This is a genomic window from Streptomyces europaeiscabiei, from assembly GCF_036346855.1.
Classification (GTDB): domain Bacteria; phylum Actinomycetota; class Actinomycetes; order Streptomycetales; family Streptomycetaceae; genus Streptomyces; species Streptomyces europaeiscabiei.
Genome location: NZ_CP107841.1, coordinates 7,361,052 through 7,384,151, shown reverse-complemented (window position 1 = coordinate 7,384,151; position 23,100 = coordinate 7,361,052). Strand labels below are relative to the sequence as shown.

Below are 23,100 nucleotides of genomic sequence, written 5' to 3'. Positions count from 1 at the left end.
CAGAAATTGACCTGGTCATGCCATCAAGGCTGATTTCTTGCTGTCTTGCTGGCATGCCTATGTCATGCCTGCGGTTCGGTTGTACGAGTCATCGCATGTCAACCCCCCACGGAAGGCATCACGTTGAAGCGACTCATCACCGCTCTGAAGAGATGTGCGGCTGTCGGTGCCGCCGCGCTCGCGATCGCCAGTCTGCAGCCCGTGTCGGCGGCCGAGGCCGCCCCGGCGCCGGTGGTCGGCGGAACGCGCGCCGCGCAGGGCGAGTTCCCGTTCATGGTCCGGTTGTCGATGGGCTGCGGCGGCGCGCTGTACACGCAGCAGATCGTGCTCACGGCCGCGCACTGTGTCGGCTCGACCGGCAACAACACCAGCTACACGGCCACGGCCGGCGTCGTGGACCTCCAGAACACCAGCGGCAGGGTCCAGGTCCGCTCGACCAAGGTGTACCGGGCCCCCGGCTACAACGGCACCGGCAAGGACTGGGCGCTCATCAAGCTCGCCCAGCCGATCAACCTTCCGACCCTGAAGATCGCCACCACCACGCAGTACAACACCGGCAACTTCACCGTCGCCGGCTGGGGCGCCACCCGGGAGGGCAGCGCCGGGTCCCGCTACCTCCTCAAGGCCACCGTGCCGTTCATCAATGACTCGACCTGCCGTGCCTACGGCGGCCTCTACAGCGGCCTGGTCGCCGGCGAGGAGATCTGCGCCGGTTACGACGCGGGCGGCGTCGACACCTGCCAGGGCGACTCCGGCGGCCCGATGTTCCGCCGGGACAACGCCAATGCCTGGATCCAGGTCGGCATAGTCAGCTGGGGCGACGGCTGCGCCCGCCCCGACGCCCCCGGCGTCTACACCGAGGTCTCCACCTTCGCGTCCCAGATCGCCTCGGCCGCGGCCACTCTCTGACCGAACCGGCACCACGTCGTACGACGGCACGGGCCCGGCGTTCTCTCGCGCCGGGCCCGTGCCCGCGGCGGGCCACGTGCTCAGAAGCCTCCGCTGAAGTCCCCGCCGCCCCCGAAGTCACCGCCACCGCCGAAGTCACCGCCGCCGAAGCCGCCGGAGAAGTCGTCCGTGTCGAAGTCGGCGCCCGAGACGTCGCCGCCCCCGTAGCCGGAGGCCGCGCCGAAGTCGCCGTAACCGGAGCCGTACATGGCCGCGTAGGACGGGGTGGCCATCATGCTGCCGAGCATCGTGCCGACGAGGAGGCCCGGGAGGAGGCCGCCGCCGTAGTAGCCACCCGCCCAGGGGCCGTAGGCCGGGCCCGCGTCCCAGTAGGGGCGACGCCCGCCGGACACCGTGTCCACCTCGCGGATCATGGGGTCCCGGCCGTCCGCGAGACGGGCCTGGTCCGCCGCGCAGACCGGGACCTCGCGTTCGGTGCCGACGCCCGGGGTCCACAGGACGTCCGCGACCGAGGGGCCGTGGCGGGGGTCGAAGAAGCAGGGCGCGCGGCGTTCGGGGAGGGGCACGCCTTCTCTGCGGGCGGCGAGCTGGGTGAGGGAGAAACGGCCGTCCTCCAGGGTCTGGGTGACCGCGCGGACCTCCTCGGGGCGGGTGGCCGCCGCCATGAGGGACTTGGCCTTCTCGTACGCGTCCAGGGCCCGTTCGTAGTCGGCGCGCATCGCGTCGTCCGCGCCCGACTCGGCCGGGTGGAAGTCCAGGCGGTCCAGTTCCTCGCCGAAGGCCGTGATGTCCTCGTCCACCACCACGGCGAGCCTGGCCAGCGCCTCCTGTCGTTCCTCCTCCTTCTTGCGACGGTTGCGGCGAACCAGCGCGTACGCGCCCACACCGCCCGCCGCCACCACCGCGCCCGTCGCCACCAGAGCACCCGCGTCCACGCCCGCGTCGCCTCCGCCGTCGCTCCAGCTCGACGGGGCCGTGCCGCCGGGGTTGCTGCGCAGGGCGTCGTCCACGAAGTCGTTGAGCTGGGCCTTCGGGTCACTGGTGCCCTGGACCGCCGAGACCAGGTTCGCCACGGCCTGCCGGCTCAGCACATCGCTGTCGGCGCGAGCGTCGAAGCGGTCGCCGAGACGGACGGCGTACAGGCCGCTCACGCCGGTCTCGGTGCGGAGGTTCCGGAAAAGGTCCTGGGTCGGGTAACCGGCCGGGAGGACCGCAACGAAGACGGGCTCGTCGGCGTCCTCGATCTTGTCGGCGAGCGCCTCGGCGTCCGCCGAGGAGAGCAGGTCGGAGGCGGCCGGGTCGACGTAGACGGGGCCCTCGCGCAAGGCCTCGGCCACCGTCGTGAGGTCGGTGGCCGCGTACGCGCCCGGCGCGCCGACGGACAGCACCGCCAGGGCCGCGAGAGCCATCGCCGCGAACGGCATCATGAGGAGGCGGAACAGACGTCGGACCGGTGCGCCTTTCATACCTTCGAAGCTACCTCGACCGGCGTGAAAACGGACATCGGGGCGTTGGTGGAACCCCGGTCCGGCGGGCTTCCGGCTCCACCACCGGAACCGGAAGCAGGCGGACTCCCGGCTCGCCGCCGACCATCGGTCGGCGGTCGGCGGTCGACGGTCGACGGCCAGCGCCTGCGGTCGGCGGTCGGCGGTCGACGGCCAGCGCCCGACGGTCGGCGGTCAGCGCCCTGCGGTCGGCGGTCAGCGGTCGGCGGTCAGCGCCCTGTGGTCGGCGGTCGGCGCCCTGCGGTCCGCGGTCAGCAGTCGGCGGCCAGCGGCCAGCGGTCGGCGGTCGACGGCCAGCGCCTGCGGTCGGCGGCCAGCGGTCGGCGCCCTGCGGCCAGCGGTCGACGGTCAGCGGTCAGCGGTCAGCGGCCAGCGGCCAGCGGCCAGCGGCCAGCGGTCAGCGGCCAGCGGTCAGCGGTCAGCGGTCAGCGGTCAGCGGTCAGCGGCGCGAGACGGTAGGCGTCGCTCCGGCCGTACGCCTCCCCGGCTTCTTCTGCGCCTCCGCGCAGCGCCCCGTGAGCAGCAGGTCGGCGTCGGTGCTCCTCCGGTACGCCGTGGTGACGGGTTCGCCGGCCGAACCGGTGGCGTGACCCGGAGGGGGCCCAGGTGGTGGGCCCAGGTGGTGGGCCCAGGTGGTGGCGCCGGTGGTCACCCTCGCCGGTGCGGCCGGCATGGCCGTGGGAGCGAACGGCGGCGGGAGCGGGGCGGACAGCGGGGCGGCCGAGACGAGCGACGACGTTCCCCGGTTCCGCGTCGGGGTTCCCTCCCCACACGTCCAGGTCCGGTCGCCGTACTCAACTCTCTTTTTCCTTTTGTGACTTGATGGGAGCCGACCGTCGACTTGGGTGGATGCCAGGACGCCTGTACAACCGTTCGAAAGGGGTGCTGGTCACGTGGGGCGACAGGGAGATGGGGGCGCAATGCCGAAGAGAGTTCTCGCGGTGGTGGGCGCGGCGGCCGGGGCGGTGCTGTTGAGCGGCTGTGTGGCGCTCGAACTACCGCTCGCAGCCGTGACGGCCGACACGGACGGGGTGCCACGCGTGCTGATCCGGCCCTGTGCCGACGACCCCTACGAGGACCCGACGCTCTCGGGCTGGGCCGGTGCCTACGAGGACGAGCCGAGCGAGGACGACGCTGACACCACCGTCTGGGAGACGGCGGGCGAGTGGTCGGGAGCCGAGGAGTTCCCGCTCTTCTCGCCGCCGGCCTCGTGGGGGGCCGAGGCCGGGGACGAGCAGCGGCCCCTGTCGGGCCACACCTACAGGTTCGTCTTCTACGGCCAGACCGATGACGACGCCAACGGCGCGGTCATGTTCACCACGGCCGATCTCGGACGGCTGAAGCCGGGGCAGGTGTGGGCCGACGACCGGGCGATGAGCCTTGAGGAGTTCGAGGAACTCGCCGAGAAGTCGTGTTGACGGCTTCGCCGAAGGGGTGCGTGGTCGGGTCCGGGGAAGCGCGCGACCAGCCCCACCCGCACCCACCCGCACCCGACCGCGCACCCCTGCCCGCCGAGCTCCCGCCGAGCTCCCGCCGAGCTCCCGGCAGGCTACTCCGCCGGCTCCACACCCGCCCGCAGCAGCCCGTACGTGTACGCGTCCTCCAGCGCCTGCCACGACGCGGCGATCACGTTGTCGGCGACGCCCACCGTGGACCACTCGCCCGTGCCGTCCGTCGTGGAGATCAGGACACGGGTCGTGGAGTTGGTGCCGTGCTTGCCCTCCAGGATGCGGACCTTGTAGTCGACCAGTTCCAGCTTGGCGAGCTGGGGGTAGATCTTCTCCAGGGCCACACGGAGCGCGCGGTCGAGGGCGTTGACGGGGCCGTTGCCCTCGGCCGTGGCGACGATGCGCTCGCTCTTGGACCACAGCTTGACGGTGGCCTCGTTGGCGTGGCTGCCGTCGGGGCGGTCCTCGACGATGACCCGCCAGGACTCGGTGCGGAAGTACCGTTGCGGCTTGCCCGCGACCTCGTCGCGCAGCAGGATCTCGAAGCTCGCGTCGGCCGCCTCGTACGTGTAGCCGCGCAGCTCGCGTTCCTTGACCCGCGCGACGACCCGGCCGACCAGCTCGCGGTCGCCGCCGAGGTCGACGCCCAGCTCCTTGCCCTTGAGCTCGATGGAGGCGCGGCCCGCCATGTCGGAGACCAGCATCCGCATGGTGTTGCCGACCTGCTCGGGATCGATGTGCTGGTACAGGTCCGGGTCGACCTTGATCGCGGAGGCGTGGAGGCCGGCCTTGTGCGCGAAGGCGGAGACACCGACGTACGGCTGGTGCGTGGACGGCGTGAGGTTGACGACCTCGGCGATGGCGTGGGAGATACGGGTCATCTCGCGCAGGGCGCCGTCGGGGAGGACCTTCTTGCCGTACTTCAGCTCCAGGGCGGCGACGACCGGGAAGAGGTTGGAGTTGCCGACGCGTTCGCCGTAGCCGTTGGCGGTGCACTGGACATGGGTCGCGCCGGCGTCGACGGCGGCCAGGGTGTTGGCGACCGCGCAGCCGGTGTCGTCCTGGGCGTGCATGCCGAGCCGGGCGCCGGTGTCGGCGAGGACGGTGGTGACGACGGCCTGGACCTGGGCGGGGAGCATGCCGCCGTTGGTGTCGCAGAGGATCACGACGTCGGCGCCGGCCTCGGAGGCGGCCCGGACGACGGCCTTGGCGTACTCGGGGTTGGCGCGGTAGCCGTCGAAGAAGTGCTCGCAGTCGACGAAGACCCGGCGGCCCTGCGACCGGAGGAAGGAGACCGTGTCGCGGACCATCTCCAGGTTCTCGTCGAGGGTCGTCCGCAGCGCCAGTTCCACATGCCGGTCGTGGGACTTGGCGACGAGGGTGATGACCGAGGCTCCGGAGTCGAGGAGTGCCTTGACCTGCGGGTCCTCGCTCGCCTTGCCGCCGGCGCGGCGGGTGGCACCGAAGGCGACCAGTTGGGCGTGCCTGAAGTCGATCTCCTTCTGCGCGCGGGCGAAGAACTCGGTGTCGCGTGGGTTCGCGCCCGGCCAGCCGCCCTCGATGAAGCCGACGCCGAAGTCGTCCAGGTGCCGTGCGATGGCCAGCTTGTCCGCGACCGTGAGGTTGATGCCCTCGCGCTGGGCACCGTCGCGCAGGGTGGTGTCGAAGACGTGGAACGAGTCGTCGAGCTCGCTGGTTTCCGTCATGGTCTCAAGGCTCCTGTGTTGGATCTCGGTCGTACCGGAATGACCGGCTCCACCGTCCTCCAATGATCCCTCGCGCTGCGCTCCCGGCTGAAGGTGGGCCAGAAAAGCGAAAAACCCCTCGCGGGTGCGAGAGGTCTGCGCGCGGGTCGAGAACAACGGTGGCCGCCCGTACCTGGTCGTACGTGGCGGTCACTGCGGACCGGCGCGCCTGCTGCCAATAATCGTGGCGAACGAGAGCACGGGGGCAGTCTGGCACAGACCGCCCCCGTGCTCACCGTCCGTCTCAGGATGCGAACAGCGTGCTGATCACCTCACGGTCGTCGCGTGTGGCGCACGAGGACGTCCCGGGCGCCCCGGGCATCGCGGGTGCCGCCGGTGGTGTCCGGGGAGACCGGGACGGTGGTGCCCCCTGGCCGCACACGCTCCGCCCCGAACGCACACGCTCCGCTCCGAACGCGCGGGGGCCGCCGTGAACGCGCCGGGGCCGCCGTGAACGCTTCGTCCGCGGCGGCCCCTGAGGAGATCTACGGCCGGTGTCAGCCCAGCTCGTGCATCCACCCGTGCTTGTCCGCCACCGTGCCGCGCTGGATGTTCAGCAGGGCCTCGCGGAGCTTGAGCGTGACGGGGCCGGGCTCACCGGCGGCCTGCTGCCAGGATGCGCCGGTGCGCTTGACCGTGCCGACGGGGGTGATGACGGCGGCCGTACCGCAGGCGAAGACCTCGGTGAGGGCGCCGCTCTCGGAGTCGGCCTGCCACTGGTCGATGGAGATACGGCCCTCCTCCGCGGCGTAGCCGAGGTCGGCGGCGACCGTCAGCAGGGAGTCGCGGGTGACGCCCTCCAGGATCGAGCCGGTGAGGGAGGGGGTGACGATGCGGTCGCCGTACACGAAGTACAGGTTCATGCCGCCCAGTTCCTCGACCCACTTGCGCTCGACCGCGTCGAGGTAGCAGACCTGGGCGCAGCCCTCGGCCGCCGCCTCGGCCTGGGCCAGCAGGGAGGCCGCGTAGTTGCCGCCGGTCTTCGCGTCGCCCATGCCACCGGGGACGGCACGGACGTGGTCCTCGGAGACCCAGATGGAGACGGGCTTCACGCCGCCGGGGAAGTAGGCGCCGGCCGGGGAGGCGATGACCAGGAAGAGGTACTCGTTGGCCGGCTTGACGCCCAGGCCGACCTCGGTGGCGATCATGAAGGGGCGCAGGTAGAGGGACTCCTCGCCGCCGTGGGCCGGGACCCAGGCCTGGTCCTGCCGCGTCAGCACGTCACAGGCCTCGATGAACGTCTCGACCGGCAGTTCCGGCATGCCGAGCCGGCGGGCGGAGGACTGGAAGCGCTGGGCGTTCTTCTCCGGCCGGAAGGTGGCGACGGATCCGTCCGGCTGCCGGTAGGCCTTCAGACCCTCGAAGATCTCCTGCGCGTAGTGCAGGACCATGGTGGCCGGGTCGAGGGAGAGCGGCGCGTAGGGAACGAGCTGGCCGTCGTGCCAGCCCCGGCCCTCGGTCCACTTGATGACGACCATGTGGTCGGTGAAGTGGCGGCCGAAGCCGGGGTTGGCCAGGACCGCGTCGCGCTCGGCATCGGAGAGCGGACTGGCGGAGGGCTTGAGCTCGATCGTGGGCGTCATGAGTGGTTGTCCTTCACCGGTTGTGTGTGACGGGCCGCGCTCACATCCGCACTGCCGACGGCGAGTGCTAGGACGTCCGAGCATTGCCTCATTCGGCGGCTCCGCGTTCGATTATCGCAAGCGGAGCCGGCGGAAGAAAACGGCGTGAATGCGACCCAGGGATGATGGTGACACCCGGCGGGAACATGCGGAAGCCGCCGGGTGCTGGTGCGACCCGGCGGCTTCGAAGTTTTCGAGTGACGCGGCGGGTCAGCCGGCTACTCGTACGGCGAGGGCGTCGCCGATCTCGTCCGTCGAACGGGCGGGCTTGCCGACGCGCTCCGCGAGGTCGGCGGAGACGGCCTCCTCGATCGCTGCGGCCTCGGCCTCGTAGCCGAGGTGGCGCAGGAGCAGGGCGACGGACAGGACCGTGGCGGAGGGGTCGGCCTTGGCCTGGCCGGCGATGTCCGGGGCCGAGCCGTGCACGGGCTCGAACATGGACGGGAACTCTCCGGACGGGTTGATGTTGCCGGAGGCCGCGACACCGATGCCGCCGGAGACGGCCGCGGCGAGGTCGGTGATGATGTCGCCGAAGAGGTTGTCGGTGACGATCACGTCGAACCGGGCCGGGTCGGTGACCAGGTAGATGGTGGCCGCGTCGACATGGATGTAGTCGGTGGTGACCTCCGGGAACTCCTCGGCCACCTTGTTGAAGATGTTCGTCCACAGGTGACCGGCGAAGGTCAGCACGTTGTTCTTGTGGACGAGGGTGAGCTTCTTGCGCGGGCGGGCCTGGGCGCGGGCGAACGCGTCGCGGACCACACGCTCGACGCCGAAGGCCGTGTTCACGGAGACCTCGGTGGCGACCTCGTGCTCGGTGCCCTTGCGGATCGTGCCGCCGTTGCCGGTGTACGGGCCCTCGGTGCCCTCGCGGACCACGACGAAGTCGATCTCGGGCTGGCCGGCGAGCGGGGTGGCGACACCCGGGAGCAGCTTCGACGGACGCAGGTTCACGTGGTGGTCGAAGGCGAAGCGGAGCTTCAGCAGGAAGCCGCGCTCCAGGACCCCGGAGGGGACGCTCGGGTCGCCGATCGCGCCCAGCAGGATCGCGTCGTGCTGCTTCAGCGCGTCGAGGTCGGCGTCGGTGAGGGTCTCACCGGTGGCGTGGTAACGCTGGGCGCCGAAGTCGTACTCCTTGGTCTCCAGCTTCACATCCTGCGGAAGGACGGCGGAGAGGACCTTGAGCCCCTGGGCCACGACTTCCTGACCGATGCCGTCACCGGGGATCACTGCGAGATTGAGGCTGCGAGACATGACGGCACCGTACTCCTTGTCCCACGGGATGACATGAGGTGTCCGCGATACGGACGCGCAAGCGGTGGTCCGGCAGGGGACACGCGGGTGACGGCACCCACACGTCGCCGTGCGTTCACCCGTATGTGTGGCGGGTGTTGGGATTCGCTGGGAACTTCGACACCATGGATATACCCGACTTCGGCATCCCGCCGCAGCTCGCGCGCCGGATGAGCATGGCCGAGCAGCACGAGTACCTGCGTACGAAGCTGACGCGGCGCCGCACCCTGGTGACGGCGGGCTCGCTGGCGGCGGGCGGGCTGCTGACCGGCTGCGGCGGCTCCGGATCGCCGGCCTCGCCGCGCTCGACCGCCTCGGCCCCGGCGCCCGCCACCTCGAAGCTGCCCGGCTCCGCCGTCACCCCCTTCGGCCGCCATCTGGCCTTCGGCGGCGACCCGAAGACGGAGATGCGGATCTCCTGGCAGGTGCCGGTCGCGGTGAGGAAGCCGTACGTGCGGGTGGGCCCGAAGCCCGAAGAGCTGAGCCGGAAGATCGAGGCGGAGGTCCGTGACCTGCACACGCCGGGGGTCGAGGGTGTGCGCCTGGAGCTGGAGCAGTACTACCTGCACGCGGCCCTGGACGGCCTGCGCCCCGGCACGACGTACTACTACGGCGTCGGCCACGAAGGCTTCGACCCGGCCTCCCCGGCCCACCGCTCGACGATCGGCACCTTCCGTACGGCGCCCGCCGCCCCCGAGAAGTTCGTGTTCACCGCGTTCGGCGACCAGGGCGTCGGCAAGGCGGCTGCCGCCAACGACAACCTGATCGTGCGCCGGAAGCCCGCCTTCCACCTCCACGCCGGCGACATCTGCTACGCGAACGGGAACGGCAAGGGGGTGGAGTCGGACGGCTACGACCCCGCGTTCTGGGACCTGTTCCTCAAGCAGAACGAGTCGGTGGCCAGGTCCGTGCCGTGGATGGTGACGACCGGCAACCACGACATGGAGGCCTGGTACTCGCCGGACGGCTACGGCGGCCAGCTCGCCCGCTGGTCCCTCCCGGACAGCGGCTTCGACCCGCGTTCGGCACCGGGGGTGTACGCGTTCGCCTACGGCAACGTCGGCTTCGTGGCGCTGGACGCGAACGACGTGTCCTACGAGATCCCCGCCAACTTCGGCTACTCCGGCGGCCGGCAGACCAAGTGGCTGGACGAGCAGCTGGGTGAGCTGCGGGCGGCCAAGGACATCGACTTCGTCGTCGTCTTCTTCCACCACTGCGCCTACTCGACGTCCTCGCACGCCTCCGACGGCGGCATCCGCGACATGTGGCTGCCGCTGTTCGCGAAGCACGAAGTGGACCTGGTGATCAACGGCCACAACCACGTCTACGAGCGGACCGACGCCGTCAAGGACGGCAAGGTCGGCAGGGCGGTGCCCATCGGCGCGTCGACCGACCCGACGAGGGACGGGATCGTGTACGTCACGGCGGGCGGCGGCGGACGGGACCTGTACGGCTTCCCGTCCGGTGTGAAGGAGAGCTACGAGGGGCACGTCACCCGGCACGACGCCGTCGAGACCTTCGAGTGGACCAGGTCGCGGAGGTCCAGGGCGGAGACGGTGGAGTGGTCACGGGTGCGCTACCGCGGCTTCTCCCTGCTCTCGGTGGAGGCGCAGAGCGGCGCGCGACCGGCCCTGAAGGTGTCCGCGCTGGCGCAGGACGGCGAGCGCATCGACCACTTCGAGGTGCGGCGCGGCGCGTAGGACGTCCACCCACGACCACGCCGCACCCCATGGGGGTCCCCCGCTCGAGCGAAGCCGAGAGAGTGGGGGAGGGTGCGGCTCCCGGCTGACGGGAGGCACCGAGCGCCCGCGAGCGCGGGCGGTTCGGCACCTGATCGTGCGAGTTGCTCAGTGCCCGGTCGAACCGCCGTTGTCCCTGCGGTCGAGGGCACGCTGGAGGGCGGCTGCGGCGTTCTTGCGGTCGGACTCGGTGGTCCGGGAAACGTGACGGACTCGGCGGCGGACGGTCGTCTCGGCCATGGGGAATCGACTCCTTCGAGGCAATCCGGAGTACGGAAACGGGCGGTGTACGAGACGCCGGAAGGGGCGGGGAGCGGGGCCGCAGGGGTTGCCTGCCTCGGGCTCCGGCTCACGACCGCCATTCGCTGGATCGAGCGAGACGTTCGGCTCCTACAAAGCTAAGTGAGGCCGGCGCATCTGTCTCTACAATTAATCGGACTTCCTACTATCTGAGACGGTGGCTTGAGTCACACGCCGTTGACCTGGCCTTTTCACTTCTGTCACACGACGACGCCCCCACTCCCGGGTCGCGGGAGCGGGGGCGAGGACGAGGGCCGCGCCGGGCGTCGGAGGTCAGCCCATGTGCGGGTACGTGTAGTCGGTCGGCGGGACCAGGGTCTCCTTGATGGCGCGGGTCAGGGTCCAGCGCATCAGGTTCTGCGGGGCCCCGGCCTTGTCGTTCGTACCCGACGCGCGGCCGCCGCCGAAGGGCTGCTGGCCGACGACGGCGCCGGTGGACTTGTCGTTGATGTAGAAGTTGCCGGCCGCGTAGCGGAGCTTGTCCATCGTGTACGCCGCCGCCGCGCGGTCGCCCGAGATGACGGAGCCCGTCAGGGCGTAGGCGGACACCGACTCCATCTGGGTCAGCATCTCCTCGTACCGGTCGTCCTCGTAGACGTGCACGGCGAGGAACGGGCCGAAGTACTCGGTGGTGAAGACCTCGTTCGCCGGGTCGGTGCACTCGACGACGGTCGGGCGGACGAACCAGCCCACCGAGTCGTCGTAGGAGCCGCCCGCGACGATCGTGCAGGTCGGGTCGGACTTGGCGCGGTCGATGGCGGCCTTGTTCTTGGCGAAGGAGCGTTCGTCGATGACGGCGCCGACGAAGTTGGACAGATCGGTGACGTCGCCCATGGTCAGGTACTCGACCTCGGCGGCGAACTCCTCCTTGAAGCCGGAGTTCCAGATGGACGCCGGGATGTAGGCCCGGGAGGTCGCGCTGCACTTCTGGCCCTGGTACTCGAAGGCACCCCGGGTGAGGGCGGTCTTGAGGATCGCGCGGTCGGCGGTCGGGTGGGCGACCACGAAGTCCTTGCCGCCGGTCTCGCCGACCAGCCGCGGGTACGAGCGGTACTTCTCGATGTTCGCGCCGACCGTCTTCCACAGGTACTGGAAGGTCCTGGTCGAGCCGGTGAAGTGGATGCCGGCGAGGTCGCGGTGGACCAGCGCGACCTTCGACACCTCGATGCCGTCGCCGGTGACGAGGTTGATGACGCCCTTGGGGAGCCCCGCCTCCTCCAGCAGCTGCATCAGCAGGACGGCGGCATGGGTCTGGGTCGGCGACGGCTTCCAGACGACCACATTGCCCATGAGGGCCGGGGCGGTCGGCAGGTTGCCCGCGATCGCGGTGAAGTTGAAGGGCGTGATCGCGTAGACGAAGCCTTCGAGGGGCCGGTGATCGAGGCGGTTCCAGACGCCCGGGGAGTTGGCCGGGGGCTGCTCGGCGAGCAGGTCACGGGCGTACTTGACGTTGAAGCGCCAGAAGTCGACCAGCTCGCAGGGACAGTCGATCTCGGCCTGCTGAGCGGTCTTCGACTGGCCGAGCATCGTGGAGGCGGCCAGCGTCTCGCGCCAGGGACCGGCGAGCAGCTCGGCGGCGCGCAGGATGATCGCGGCGCGGTCGTCGAAGGACATCGCACGCCAGGCGGGCGCGGCGGCGAGGGCCGCGTCGATGGCGTCCTGGGCGTCCTGCCCGGTGGCGTTGCCGTAGGTGCCGAGGCGGGCCTTGTGGTGGTGCGGCTGCACGACGTCGAAGCGGTCGCCGCCGCCCATCCGCCTCTCGCCGCCGATGGTCATCGGCAGGTCGACCGGGTTCTCGGCCAGCTCCTTCAGCTTGACCTCCAGCCGGGCGCGCTCGGGCGAGCCGGGGGCGTAGCCGTGCACCGGCTCGTTGACGGGGGTGGGGACCTGGGTCACAGCGTCCATGGGTTCCGTGTCTCCTTGACGTGAGCGGTGTCGCGAGCGGTGGTTCCGGGCTCAGCCCTTGCTGACCATCGAGCGGACGAAGAAGCGCAGGTTCGCCGGCTTCTCCGCGAGGCGGCGCATGAAGTAGCCGTACCAGTCGGTGCCGTACGCGGTGTAGACGCGCATGCGGTGTCCCTCGGCGGCGAGCCGCAGGTGCTCGTCGCCGCGGATGCCGTACAGCATCTGGAACTCGTACTCGTCGAGCTTGCGCCCGGCCCGGTGGGCGAGTTCCTGGGTGATGGAGATCAGGCGCGGGTCGTGGGACCCGATCATCGGGTACCCCGTCCCCTCCATGAGGATCTTCAGGATCCGTACGTACGCCCTGTCGATCTCGGCCTTGTGCTGGAAGGCGACCTCGGCGGGCTCCTTGTACGCGCCCTTCACCAGCCGCACCCGGCTGCCGTTCGCGGCGAGGCGGCGGGCGTCGGTCTCGGTGCGGAAGAGATAGGCCTGGATGACGCAGCCGGTCCGCGGGAAGTCCCGCCGCAGCTCGTCGTGGATGGCGAACATCGAGTCGAGGGTGGTGTGGTCCTCCGCGTCGAGCGTGACCGTCGTCCCGATCGCGGCGGCGGCCTCGACGACCGGGCGGACGCCCGCGAGGGCCAGCTCGTGGCCGCCGGGGAGGGCCTGGCCGAAGAGGGAGAGCTTGACCGACATCTCGACGCGTTCACCGAGGTCCAGTTCCCTCAGTCGGTCGATCAGCTCCAGGTAGGCGTCGCGGGCGGCGGCGGCCTGCTCGGGGCGGGTGATGTCCTCGCCGACGACGTCCATCGTCACTTCGAGGCCCTTGCCGGTGAGGTCCCGGACGACCGGGACGATGTCGTCGACCCGTTCACCGGGGATGAAGCGGTCGACGACCTGCTTGGTCACGGGCGCCGCCGAGATCAGGCGTCGTATCCGGTCGCTGCGCGACGCGGCGAGAATCACGGGACCCAACACGGGGCACCTCCACAGACCAGCAGACAGAACCACCGTGAAACCTAAGGATCCGCCCGATCGCCGACCATCGACAGCTGTCACGCATCCGTGCCGCAGATCTCAGACAAATGTATGAAGGCCTTCGGGAAATGCGGGAGAATGCCCGGGTGACACCGGAAACCACATCGTTCCACCACGTGGGTGACTACCAGGAGCTCGTCGACGAGATCTCCGAGCTGCTCGGCGCCCCGGCGACGCTGGAGAACCGCGACTTCGAGCTGATCGCCTTCGGCGCGTACGACAGCGAGGGCGACCTCGATCCGTCGGACCTGGACCCGGTCCGCACCCGCTCGATCCTGACCCGCCGCTCGACGGCGGTGGTACGGGAGTGGTTCGAGGGCTTCGGCATCACCCGGGCCACGGCCCCGGTCCGCATCCCCCCGACTCCGGCGGCCGGAGTGCTCCGGGGCCGCATCTGTCTCCCCGTACGCCATCGGGGTGTCGCCCTCGGGTACGTCTGGCTCCTGGACGGCGAACCGGGCCCGACCGACGCCCAGCTGTCCGCGGCCATGGCGGTGGCCGCGCGCATCGGCGCCCTCCTCGCGGACGAGGCCCAGGCCGGCGCCGACCTCACCCGGGAGCTGCGCGCGGTCCTGACCGCCGAGCGCGACTGGGAGCGCGACATGGCGGTGGCGGAGCTGCGCGCGGCCCTCGGCCCGCGCGGCGACGGCGTCCACACCCTGGTGTGTGTGGCCCCCTGGCCGTCCGCGGACCCGGACGACGCCCCGTCCTTCCGTACGGTGCCGGGCGCGACCGCGCTGTGCACGGTGCCGTGGGGTGCCGCGGGCCAGGGCCTGGCCCTGCTGGTGCGGCTCCGCTCGGCGGACGTGGCGACCCCGGCGCTCACGGCCGCCGCCCGGCTCCTGGAGCGCGCGGGCGCGCACGCGGCGGCGGGTGTCTCGGGTGCCCGCTCGGGCCTCGCCGAACTGGGCACCGACTGGCGGGAGGCCTCGGCGGCGGCCCGCGCGGCGCTGGCGGATCCGCGTCTGGGCCCGGTCGCCGAGTGGCGCTCCATCGGCCCGTACCGTCTGCTGACCGCACTGCCTCCCGACACACCCCGGGACCCCTGCGTCCGCCTCCTCCTCACCCCCGCGCACCGCGACCTCGCCCACACCGCCGAGGTGTTCCTCGACCACGCGGGCCAGGCGGGCCGCGCCGCCGCCGAGCTGGGCATCCACCGCCAGACGCTCTACTACCGACTCTCCCGCGTCGAACAGCTCACGGGCCTCCACCTGTCCGACGGCGAGGACCGGCTGCTGCTCCACATGGCGCTCAAGGGGGCGCGGCTCTGACGCGTTCCCCCACCCGTCCCGGTGGCGCAAAAACGCACTTCTGAAAATGATTGTCATCGTGCTACGGTCGGGCACGTTGAATCTTTGACCACGCCTTTACTCGGAGTGTCCCGTGCGCCTCCCGGCCCGTTTCGTCCCTCTCACCGCGGTCACCACCGCGGCCTCCGCCCTGCTCACGGGCTGTTTCTCGTCGACGGGCGCCGACGAGGGCGGCGCCTCGGGCGAAGGCGGGCGGATACGGGTGGCGATGATGCTGCCGCCCCGCTCGGGCCTGTCGCCGCTGTCCGACGACGCGTTCAAGCTGTCGCGCTGGTCGACCGCCGAGACCCTGGTGAAGCTGGACGCGGAGGGCGACGCGCTGCCCGCGCTGGCCACCGGGTGGAAGCGGTCCGGCAAGAAGTGGACGTTCACGATCCGGGACGGCGTGACGTTCCACGACGGGACGAAGCTGACGGGCAAGGCCGTCGTCAACTCCCTCACCGAGGCGGCGACCGCCGCTCCCAAGCCCCGCATTCTCGACGGCGTGGAGCTGACCGCGAAGGCCGACGGCAACACCGTCACCGTCACCACGGCCGCCGAGGACCCTCTGGTCCCGCAGCGCCTCAGTTCGCCGCAGCTCTCGATCCTCGCGGCGAAGGCGTACGAGGGGAAGACGGTGAACCCGGTCGGCGCCGGCACCGGCCCCTTCGAGCTGACCAAGGTGAACGGCACGGCCTCCGCCGCCCTCGACCGCTACGACGGCTACTGGGACGGCAGGGCCAAGGCGCCCGGCATCGATGTGACGTTCGTGCCGGACGGCACCGCCCGCGCGGCCTCCCTGCGCAGCGGCGAGGCCGACATCGTCGAGGCGGTTCCGGTGTCGCAGGCAGCCGTGCTCGACCAGGACCTGATCACCGAGGTCCCGATGCCCCGCACCAACACCCTCTACCTGAACACCCGCAAGGGCGTCTTCAAGGACGCCTCGCTGCGCGCCGCCGCCCGCGAGGCCGTCGACGCGAAGTCGATCGTCGAGGGGGTGTACGAGGGACGGGCGGATGTCGCCGAGGGGCTGCTCGGGCCCGCGCTCCCCTGGGCCGCCGAGCTGCGGTCGGCCGTGAAGCGCGCGAAGGCGGGTGACCCCTCCGGCAGGTCGATCACCATCGGCACCTTCACCGACCGTGCGGAGCTGCCCGAGGTCGCGGCCACGCTGCAGCAGCAGCTGCAGAAGGCCGGGTTCAAGGTGAAGCTCGACGTGCGCGAGTACGCGAACATCGAGTCCGACGCGCTGGCGGGCGAGTTCGACGCGTTCATCCTCTCCCGGGCGACGGTCCTCGACTCCGGCGACCCGGCCGCGTACCTCTACAGCGACTTCGCCTCCGAAGGCTCCTTCAACATCTCCCAGCTCGCCGACAAGACCGTCGACGCGGCCCTCGGCAAGGCCTCCGACACCACCGCCGGTGACGCCCGCCGCCAGGCCGTCATCGACGCCGAGGCCGCCGTCCTCACCACCGACGCGGCCGTGCCGCTGCTGCACGAGCGGGTCATCCAGGGCGACGCGGCCGGAGTCGTGGACGCCGCGCACGACCCGCGCGAGCGGGAGCTGGTCACCGCGGACACCTACGTCAGGTGAAGCGATCCGCAGGGAGACCGGATGGCCCGGCGCGGGCCGGCCGGGCCGACGGGAAGCCGACCGACCCCTCACCCGTCGGACGCGCCATGGGGAAGCCGACCGACCCCTCCGTCGGACGTGCCCTGGGGAGTACGTCCGCCCCGTCACCCGTGGGACGTGCCGCGAGGCACGCCCGGAAGTGGGTCGGTCCCGCCGGGCCGACCCGCCTCGTCTGTCTCCTCGCCGTCCTGACCGTCGTCGGGCTGCTGCCGTGGCTGTCCGGCCGTGACCCCGCGCTGACCGTGCTGCGCGCCCGGTCGGCCGAGCAGGAGGCGACGCCCGAGGCGCTGGCCGCGATCCGTGAGGATCTCGGCCTGGGCGCGGGCCCCCTCTCCCTGCTGGGGAACTGGGCCGCCGGGCTGGTGCGCGGCGACCTCGGCACCTCGTGGGTGTCGGGCACGGACGTGCTCCCCTCGGTGGTCTCCGGCCTCCAGGTCTCCCTGGGTCTGATGGGCGCCGCCTTCGCCGTCGCGGTGCTGCTGGCCTGCGCGCTGGTCGCCCCGGTGCTCGTGCGGGGCCGGGGGTCGGCCGGCGCGTTCGCCGCGATGCTCGCCGCCGTGCCCGAGTTCCTGCTGGCCACGGTGGCATTGCTGGTGTGCGGGGTGTGGCTGGGCCTGCTGCCGACGGCGGGCTGGGCGGGCCCCGAGTACCTGGTCCTGCCCGCGATCGCCCTCGGTGTCCCGGCCGGCGGTCTGCTGGGCCGCCTGGTCGCGGACGCGCTGCCCGCCGTGCTCGACGAACGCTGGGTGGAGCTGTGGCGCGGCGCGGGCGTGAGCCGGGCCCGTGTCTCGGCGGCCGCGCTGCGCCGCGTACTGCCGCCCCTGGTACCGCAGTTCGGCATGGCCGCGGTCGGCCTGACGGGCGGAGCGGTCGCCGTGGAGACGGTGTTCGCGGTGCCCGGCATCGGCCGTACGGCCCTGGGCGCGGCCAAGTCCCAGGACCTCCCCCTCCTCCAGGGCTCGGTCCTCGCCCTCCTCGCCCTGGGCCTGGTCGCCGGCGCCCTGGCCGCCCTGGCCCGGCGCCGCCTCCTCGGCCCAGCCCTGCGCGACGCGGGCCTCACCCTCCCGCCGGCCCGCCCGGTCCGCGCCCACCCCGCGATACCGCTCGTCCTGGCAGCCGTCCTCCTGGTCACCGTCGGCTGGGGCCTGCTGCGCGACCCGTACGCCGTGGACACCACCGCCCGGCTGCTTCCGCCGACCTGGGCGCACCCGCTCGGCACGGACGGGCTCGGCCGTGACGTGCTGGCCCGCCTCGGCCACGGCGCGGCCTCCACGGTCGGCACCGCGGCGGCGGTCTGCGTACTGAGCCTCCTCGTCTCCCTCGCGCTCGGCTTCCTGCCCGGCGTGGCCGCGGGCGCGGCCGACATCGCCAACGCGCTGCCCCCGGTGATCGTCGGCATCCTCGTCGCCGCGGCGGCCGGCCCGGGCACGGGCGGCGCGGCTCTCGCCGTGGCACTGATCTCCTGGCCGGCCCTCTCCGCGCACGCGGCGGCACTGGTCCAGGAGGTCCGCGCTTCCACCTTCCTGACCGCCCAACGGGCCATCGGTGCCGGGCCGTTGTGGATTCTCACGCGGCACGTCCTCCCGTCCGTCGCCGCCCCCGTCGCCCGCCACGCGGTCCTGCGTCTCCCGGGCATCGCCCTGGCCCTCGCATCCCTGGGCTTCCTGGGCCTCGGCGCCCAACCACCCGCCCCCGAGTGGGGGTTGCTCCTCGACGAGTCCCGCGCGTACGTGGAACGCGCCCCGTGGGCGGCCCTGGCCCCGGCGGTCGCCCTGGCCCTGCTGGCCGGTCTCGCGGTGTCGGGGGCGGCGTACGCGGAGACGCGCACGGGTCGCCGTACGAAGAAACCCAGCCGTGCGCGCACCGCGAAGGGGGAAGAGAGCGTTGACGTCGCAGCCGAAGTCCGACGTACTGCCGGAGTCTGACGCACCGCCGGAGTCCGACGTACTACCGGAGTCCGACGTACTACCGGAGTCCGACGTACTACCGGGGTCCGACGTGCCGCCGGAGTCCGAGGTGCCGCCGGAGTCCGAGGTGCCGCCGGAGTCCGAAGTACTGCTGTCGGTGCGCGGGCTGCGGATCGCGTTCGACGGGGTGGAAGCCGTGCGCGGACTGTCCTTCGACGTGCGGCCACGCGAAGTGCTCGCCCTGGTCGGCGAGTCGGGCGCAGGTAAGTCCCTGACGGCGCGGGCACTGCTCGGGCTGCTGCCCAGGGGCTCGACGACGAGCGGTACCGTGCGGCTGCGCGGTGACACGGATCTAGCCGCCCAGCGCGGCCGCCGTATCACCCTCGTCCCGCAGGACGCCCTCTCCGCCCTCTCCCCCGTGCACCCCGTGGGCGACCAACTCGCCGCCGCCGTACGGTCGGTGGCGGGTGTCTCGCGCAAGGAGGCCCGCGCACGGGCGGTCGCCGCGCTCGACCGGGTGGGGATTCCCGACGCCGTCCGCAGGGCGCGGGCGTATCCGCACGAGTACTCCGGCGGTATGCGCCAGCGGGCCGTGATCGCGATGGCGACGATCAACGAACCGGACGTCGTGGTCGCCGACGAGCCCACGACCGCGCTCGACGCGGAACTCCAGGAACAGGTGCTCCGGGTCCTCGGCGAACAACGGGAGGCGGTCGGCGCCGCGCTGGTGCTGGTCACCCACGACCTGGGCGTGGTCCGGGAGCACGCCGACCGGGTGCTGGTGATGTACGCCGGCCGCCAGGTCGAACAGGGTTCGGCGAAGGAGGTGCTGGGGCGTCCGCGGGCGCCGTACACGGCGGGCCTGCTGGCATCGCTGCCACCGGACGACGGCGGCGACGGCCCGGCCAGTTCGGCCGGCCCGGTGACTCCCGTCGGTTCGGTCAGTCCCGTCGGTTCGGTGACTCCCGTCGGCCCGGCCAGCCCCGTCGGCCCGGTGACTCCCGTCGGCCCGGCCAGTCCCGTCCGCCCGGTGACTCCCGTCGGTTCGGTGACTCCCGTCGGTTCGGTCAGTCCCGTCGGCCCGGCCAGTCCCGTCGGTTCGGCCGGCGGCGGTCGCGGCGATGACGGTGACGGTCCCCGGCCCCCGGCCGGTCTTCGCCGTCGGCTGCCCTCCATCCCCGGTTCCCCGCCCACCCCCGACGCCCTCCCACCGGGCTGCGCCTTCGCGCCACGCTGTCCGCTCGTCGCGGACCGCTGCCGTAGGGAGGAACCGGAACCGTGGGCGGTCGCCGACGGCCATGAGGTCTCCTGCCACCGCTGGGACGAAGTCCCGTATCCCCCGACCGAGTTGTTCCAGGAGGCCGAGGCCGTATGAACCGGAGTGACCCCCTGCTCGATGTGCGCGGCCTGGTCGTCCGCTACGGCACGGTCACCGCCGTCGACCAGGTGTCCTTCGCGGTGGAGGCGGGCGAGACCCTGGCCCTGAACGGCCCGTCGGGCTGCGGCAAGTCCTCCACGGTCGCCGCCGTGCTCCAGTTGCGCCGTCCGGACGGGGGCGAAGTCCGGTTCGAGGGAAGCGAGTTGACGACGCTCACCGACCGCGAACTGCGCCCGCTCCGCCCCCGTATGCAGCCGGTCTTCCAGGACCCGTACGGCTCGCTCAGCCCTCGCCACCGCATCCGGGACGCGGTGGCGGAACCCCTGCGCGTCCAGGGCCGCTGGGACGCGACGGGCCCCGCGCGGGTGGCCGAACTCCTCGACCGGGTCGGCCTGGACCCGGCCTACGGAGACCGCTTCCCGCACGAGCTGTCCGGCGGCCAGTGTCAACGCGCCGGTATCGCACGAGCGTTGGCCTCCGAGCCCCGCCTGCTGGTCCTCGACGAGCCGGTGTCCGCCCTCGACCCGTCCGTGCGGGCCGGGGTCCTCAACCTGCTCGCCGACCTCCAGGACGAGCTGAACCTGGGATACCTGTTCATCTGTCACGACCGCGCGGTCGTACGCCACTTCGCGGACCGCTCGATCGAGATGCGTGCCGGGAGGCTCGTACCGGCCTAGGCGGATTCGCCCCGATCCCCCGCCGAACAGCAGACGATCACCAACTGATCACGTGTGCCACAACTCCGAACAGCATGCACACAGCAACCTTTAGGCTGCTTCCGTCGGTCAGCTCATCGGAGCGACCGGCCGGGGGGATCGGGGATCAGGGGGACGTGGGCGTTGAACAACGCGACTGAGGTGTTCCAGCCGCTCCAGGCGGACGACCCTCCGCAGGTAGCCGGTTACCGCCTCGCCGCCCGGCTCGGCGCGGGTGGCATGGGACGGGTCTACCTGTCGCACACACAGGGCGGCCGGCCGGTGGCGATCAAGGTGGTCCGCCCGGAGCTGGCCGACGACCCGGCCTTCCGGCGGCGGTTCGGCCGGGAGATCAAGGCGGCCCGGCGGGTGCGGGGCGCGTACACCGCCGAGCTGATCGACGCCGACCCGGACGGCGTACCCCCCTGGCTGGCCACGCTGTACGTGCCCGGCCCCTCCCTGGCGGAGGCCGTCGCCCGGCGCGGGCCGCTTCCGGTGCCCGCGGTGCTGTGGCTGATGGCGGGGGTGGCCGAGGCGCTGCAGGCCATCCACGACGAGGGCATCGTGCATCGCGACCTGAAGCCGTCGAACGTGCTGCTGGCCGCCGATGGCCCCCGGGTGATCGACTTCGGTATCTCGCTGGCCTCCGGGCTCACCTCGAACACCGCCACGGGCACCGCGGTCGGCACGCCCCAGTTCATGGCTCCCGAGCAGGCGACCGGGGGTGACGTCACGACGGCCACCGACGTCTTCGCGCTGGGCCAGACCGCGGCGTTCGCGGCACTGGGCGTGCCGCTCTACGGGGACGGCCCCTCGGTCAGCGTGCTGTACCGGATCGTGCACTCGGAGCCCGACCTGTCCGTGCTGCCCGAGCAGCTCCGCCCGATGATGGCCCGGTGTCTCGCCGTCGACCCGGCGGACCGGCCCACCCCGGCGGAGGTCGTCGAGTGGTGCCGACAGCGACTGGGCCGGGATGCCGACGCGGGCGGCGGCCCGGCCGTCTGGCGGGAGGTCACGGGGCCGGAGGTCTCGGCTCCGCCGCCGGTCCCCGTCCCCACCCCGGTGCACACGATGCCGTTGCTCGCACCGCCGCACCCGATGGGGCCGGCGGGGTGGACAGGCCCGACGAGGCAGACGGGACCGATGGGACCGGCCGAGCGGCGGGTACGCCGCCGACGGACCGCGCTGATCACAGCCGTCGCCGTGAGCGCGGGCACGCTGCTGCTGACAGGCGTGGCATGGACGGTCAAGGAAGGGGTGGACCGGTACCGCGACCGGAGCACGGCCTCCTCCTCGACGCCCGGTGCGGGCGGGTCCACACGGTCCTCGGCGTCCCCGTCGGCCCCATCGGGTGCGGGCTCAGGGGCGGATGCGGCGGACTCGGGAACCGGTGACCGGACGTCGAAGACCGCGACCCCCTCCCCGACCACGCCCCGGGAACCTCAACCCACCGCCAATCCCGGGCAGTTACTGACCAGGGAGAACTCCCTCGACATCCGGAAGGGGGACCTGCGCAAGGACCGCAAGGGGGACGTCCGCTTCACCTGCGAGGAGATCGGCTGCGCGCTGGAGAGCGACACCAGCGTGATCACGATGATGTACGCCGATCCCGGCGCCACCCTGGACACGTGCCGTATCGCTCTCACCGGTGCCAAGAGCCGCAGCTTCACCCTCGCCGGGGCGGCGGCCGGCAGCGAGTTCTGCGTCAAGCACCCTTCCGGAGACATCGCCCTGCTGGTGATCCAGGTGAAGGCGACCGCGCTCGGGGACGACGGGGCAAGCTTCGTCACCGCGGACATGACGCTCTGGCGGGCGGCCTAAGAGGTTGCCCGGGGGGCCTCGCCTGAGGTGGGTGTCCGGGCCCAGGCCGTTCTTGACGGCTCTTGAAGCCGTTCGTGAGCGGTTGTGGACGAGCCCGGTGAGGCAGCCGACACCTCACGAGTCACCTCGCGCGGCGCCGATCGGCCGGATGATCTCCGACCAGGAGCCATCAGAAGCGCCCTGGGCCTGCCCTAGGCCCGGACGCCCCCCGCACCCCCGCGCTTCGCCGCGGTCTCCATCACCCGGCGGAGCCCCTCGGCGAGCCGGTCGGCCTCGGGGGCGCTCGGCGGGTCGAAGGTCCACTGGGCGATCAGCCCGGTCATCAGGGTCACGAAGAACGCGCCCAGGGTGTCCACGTCCTGTTCCGTGGCGTCCTCCTCCCGGCCGCCCATGAACATCGGGATCAGGCCCCGCGCGGCCTCCCGCTGCGCCAGCGCCAAGTGGTCCCGCAGCTCGGGCATCTGATCGCCCATGACGATGATCTCCATGCTGAGCCGCCACATCGAACCGGGCCCCCGCATGGTGTCGATGATGTTCCCCCACACCTCCTGGAACCGTTCGACCGACCCGGGCTCGGCACCGCCCGTCACCGGTTCCTCCACGTCGAAGGCCTCGGACAGGTCGCCGACCAGGGCCACGTACGCCTGCGCCAGCAACGTGTCCTTCGAGCCGTAGTGGTAGCCGATCGACGCCAGGTTCGTCCCGGACTCCTTGACGATGTCGCGCGCCGTCGTCCGCGCGAACCCCTTCGCCAGCAGGCAGCGCTTGGCGCCTTCGAGCAGATCCTCACGGTGTCCCATGGAGGTCAGCGTAGCCCTGGAGCCATACAAGCGTCCCAGACGGGCGTATGAGCCGCCCAAGTCGACTTGCACGTCC

The 23,100-nt window shown here is 71.9% G+C and carries 18 protein-coding genes; 9 read left to right on the top strand and 9 right to left on the bottom strand.

The annotated features are described in order from the left end of the window. Positions 1 to 123: 123 nt before the first annotated feature. Positions 124 to 909: a S1 family peptidase gene (locus tag OG858_RS32385; RefSeq protein ID WP_086751781.1), complete on the top strand. Its 786-nt coding sequence runs from the start codon at positions 124 to 126 to the stop codon at positions 907 to 909. An 80-nt stretch (positions 910 to 989) separates the two neighbouring features. On the opposite strand, the gene OG858_RS32380 is transcribed toward OG858_RS32385, so the two are convergent. Both OG858_RS32380 and OG858_RS32375 read right to left on the bottom strand, forming a co-directional pair. After that, the gene (locus OG858_RS32380) at positions 990 to 2,375 is read right to left on the bottom strand and encodes a hypothetical protein (RefSeq protein WP_086751779.1); all 1,386 of its coding nucleotides are present in this window, start codon (positions 2,373 to 2,375) and stop codon (positions 990 to 992) included. A gap of 478 nt (positions 2,376 to 2,853) precedes the next feature. Beyond that, a complete protein-coding gene (locus OG858_RS32375) occupies positions 2,854 to 3,087 on the bottom strand; it encodes a hypothetical protein (RefSeq protein WP_327744993.1) in 234 nt (77 codons plus the stop codon). A gap of 247 nt (positions 3,088 to 3,334) precedes the next feature. On the opposite strand from OG858_RS32375, the gene OG858_RS32370 reads away from it, so the two are divergent. Continuing rightward, a complete protein-coding gene (locus OG858_RS32370) occupies positions 3,335 to 3,832 on the top strand; it encodes a hypothetical protein (protein ID WP_319066646.1) in 498 nt (165 codons plus the stop codon). 131 nt (positions 3,833 to 3,963) lie between these two features. On the opposite strand, the gene cimA is transcribed toward OG858_RS32370, so the two are convergent. The 3 genes from cimA to OG858_RS32355 all read right to left on the bottom strand — a co-directional run bounded on the left by cimA (position 3,964) and on the right by OG858_RS32355 (position 8,483). Further along, positions 3,964 to 5,568, bottom strand: coding sequence for a citramalate synthase (gene cimA, locus OG858_RS32365; RefSeq protein ID WP_319066645.1), 1,605 nt, complete (start codon positions 5,566 to 5,568; stop codon positions 3,964 to 3,966). Between the two features lie 536 nt (positions 5,569 to 6,104). Beyond that, positions 6,105 to 7,190, bottom strand: a complete 1,086-nt coding sequence (locus OG858_RS32360; protein ID WP_086749805.1) for a branched-chain amino acid aminotransferase — start codon at positions 7,188 to 7,190, stop codon at positions 6,105 to 6,107. 249 nt (positions 7,191 to 7,439) lie between these two features. Continuing rightward, positions 7,440 to 8,483, bottom strand: coding sequence for a 3-isopropylmalate dehydrogenase (locus OG858_RS32355; protein ID WP_046708325.1), 1,044 nt, complete (start codon positions 8,481 to 8,483; stop codon positions 7,440 to 7,442). Positions 8,484 to 8,647: 164 nt separating this feature from the next. Here OG858_RS32355 and OG858_RS32350 point away from each other — a divergent pair, with 164 nt between their 5' ends. Then, positions 8,648 to 10,222, top strand: a complete 1,575-nt coding sequence (locus tag OG858_RS32350) for a purple acid phosphatase family protein (protein WP_319267770.1) — start codon at positions 8,648 to 8,650, stop codon at positions 10,220 to 10,222. 147 nt (positions 10,223 to 10,369) lie between these two features. Here the strand turns inward: OG858_RS32350 and OG858_RS32345 are convergent, their stop codons facing one another. The 3 genes from OG858_RS32345 to OG858_RS32335 form a co-directional block, all read right to left on the bottom strand. Beyond that, a complete protein-coding gene (locus OG858_RS32345) occupies positions 10,370 to 10,501 on the bottom strand; it encodes a hypothetical protein (RefSeq protein ID WP_005479955.1) in 132 nt (43 codons plus the stop codon). 333 nt (positions 10,502 to 10,834) lie between these two features. After that, entirely contained in the window at positions 10,835 to 12,466 is a 1,632-nt protein-coding gene (pruA, locus tag OG858_RS32340) for an L-glutamate gamma-semialdehyde dehydrogenase (protein ID WP_086749803.1), read from the bottom strand. Positions 12,467 to 12,517: 51 nt separating this feature from the next. After that, the gene (locus OG858_RS32335; protein ID WP_086749802.1) at positions 12,518 to 13,444 is read right to left on the bottom strand and encodes a proline dehydrogenase family protein; all 927 of its coding nucleotides are present in this window, start codon (positions 13,442 to 13,444) and stop codon (positions 12,518 to 12,520) included. 128 nt (positions 13,445 to 13,572) lie between these two features. Between OG858_RS32335 and OG858_RS32330 the strand changes: the two genes are divergently transcribed. The 6 genes from OG858_RS32330 (at position 13,573) to OG858_RS32305 (ending at position 22,224) form a co-directional block, all read left to right on the top strand. After that, a complete protein-coding gene (locus tag OG858_RS32330; RefSeq protein WP_327724952.1) occupies positions 13,573 to 14,775 on the top strand; it encodes a PucR family transcriptional regulator in 1,203 nt (400 codons plus the stop codon). 112 nt (positions 14,776 to 14,887) lie between these two features. Further along, the gene (locus OG858_RS32325) at positions 14,888 to 16,384 is read left to right on the top strand and encodes an ABC transporter substrate-binding protein (protein WP_327724951.1); all 1,497 of its coding nucleotides are present in this window, start codon (positions 14,888 to 14,890) and stop codon (positions 16,382 to 16,384) included. An 86-nt stretch (positions 16,385 to 16,470) separates the two neighbouring features. Beyond that, on the top strand, positions 16,471 to 18,348 hold the full coding sequence (locus OG858_RS32320; protein WP_328544196.1) for an ABC transporter permease subunit: 1,878 nt from the start codon (positions 16,471 to 16,473) through the stop codon (positions 18,346 to 18,348). Further along, entirely contained in the window at positions 18,308 to 19,705 is a 1,398-nt protein-coding gene (locus OG858_RS32315) for an ABC transporter ATP-binding protein (protein ID WP_327724949.1), read from the top strand. Before OG858_RS32320 ends, OG858_RS32315 begins: the two co-directional genes overlap by 41 nt. Then, positions 19,702 to 20,385, top strand: coding sequence for a dipeptide/oligopeptide/nickel ABC transporter ATP-binding protein (locus OG858_RS32310; protein WP_319066638.1), 684 nt, complete (start codon positions 19,702 to 19,704; stop codon positions 20,383 to 20,385). The genes OG858_RS32315 and OG858_RS32310 overlap by 4 nt, the downstream gene beginning before the upstream one ends. A 162-nt stretch (positions 20,386 to 20,547) precedes the next feature. Next, positions 20,548 to 22,224, top strand: a complete 1,677-nt coding sequence (locus OG858_RS32305; protein WP_328544197.1) for a serine/threonine-protein kinase — start codon at positions 20,548 to 20,550, stop codon at positions 22,222 to 22,224. 191 nt (positions 22,225 to 22,415) lie between these two features. Here the strand turns inward: OG858_RS32305 and OG858_RS32300 are convergent, their stop codons facing one another. Further along, positions 22,416 to 23,024, bottom strand: coding sequence for a TetR/AcrR family transcriptional regulator (locus OG858_RS32300; protein WP_319066636.1), 609 nt, complete (start codon positions 23,022 to 23,024; stop codon positions 22,416 to 22,418). Between the last annotated feature and the right edge of the window lie 76 nt (positions 23,025 to 23,100).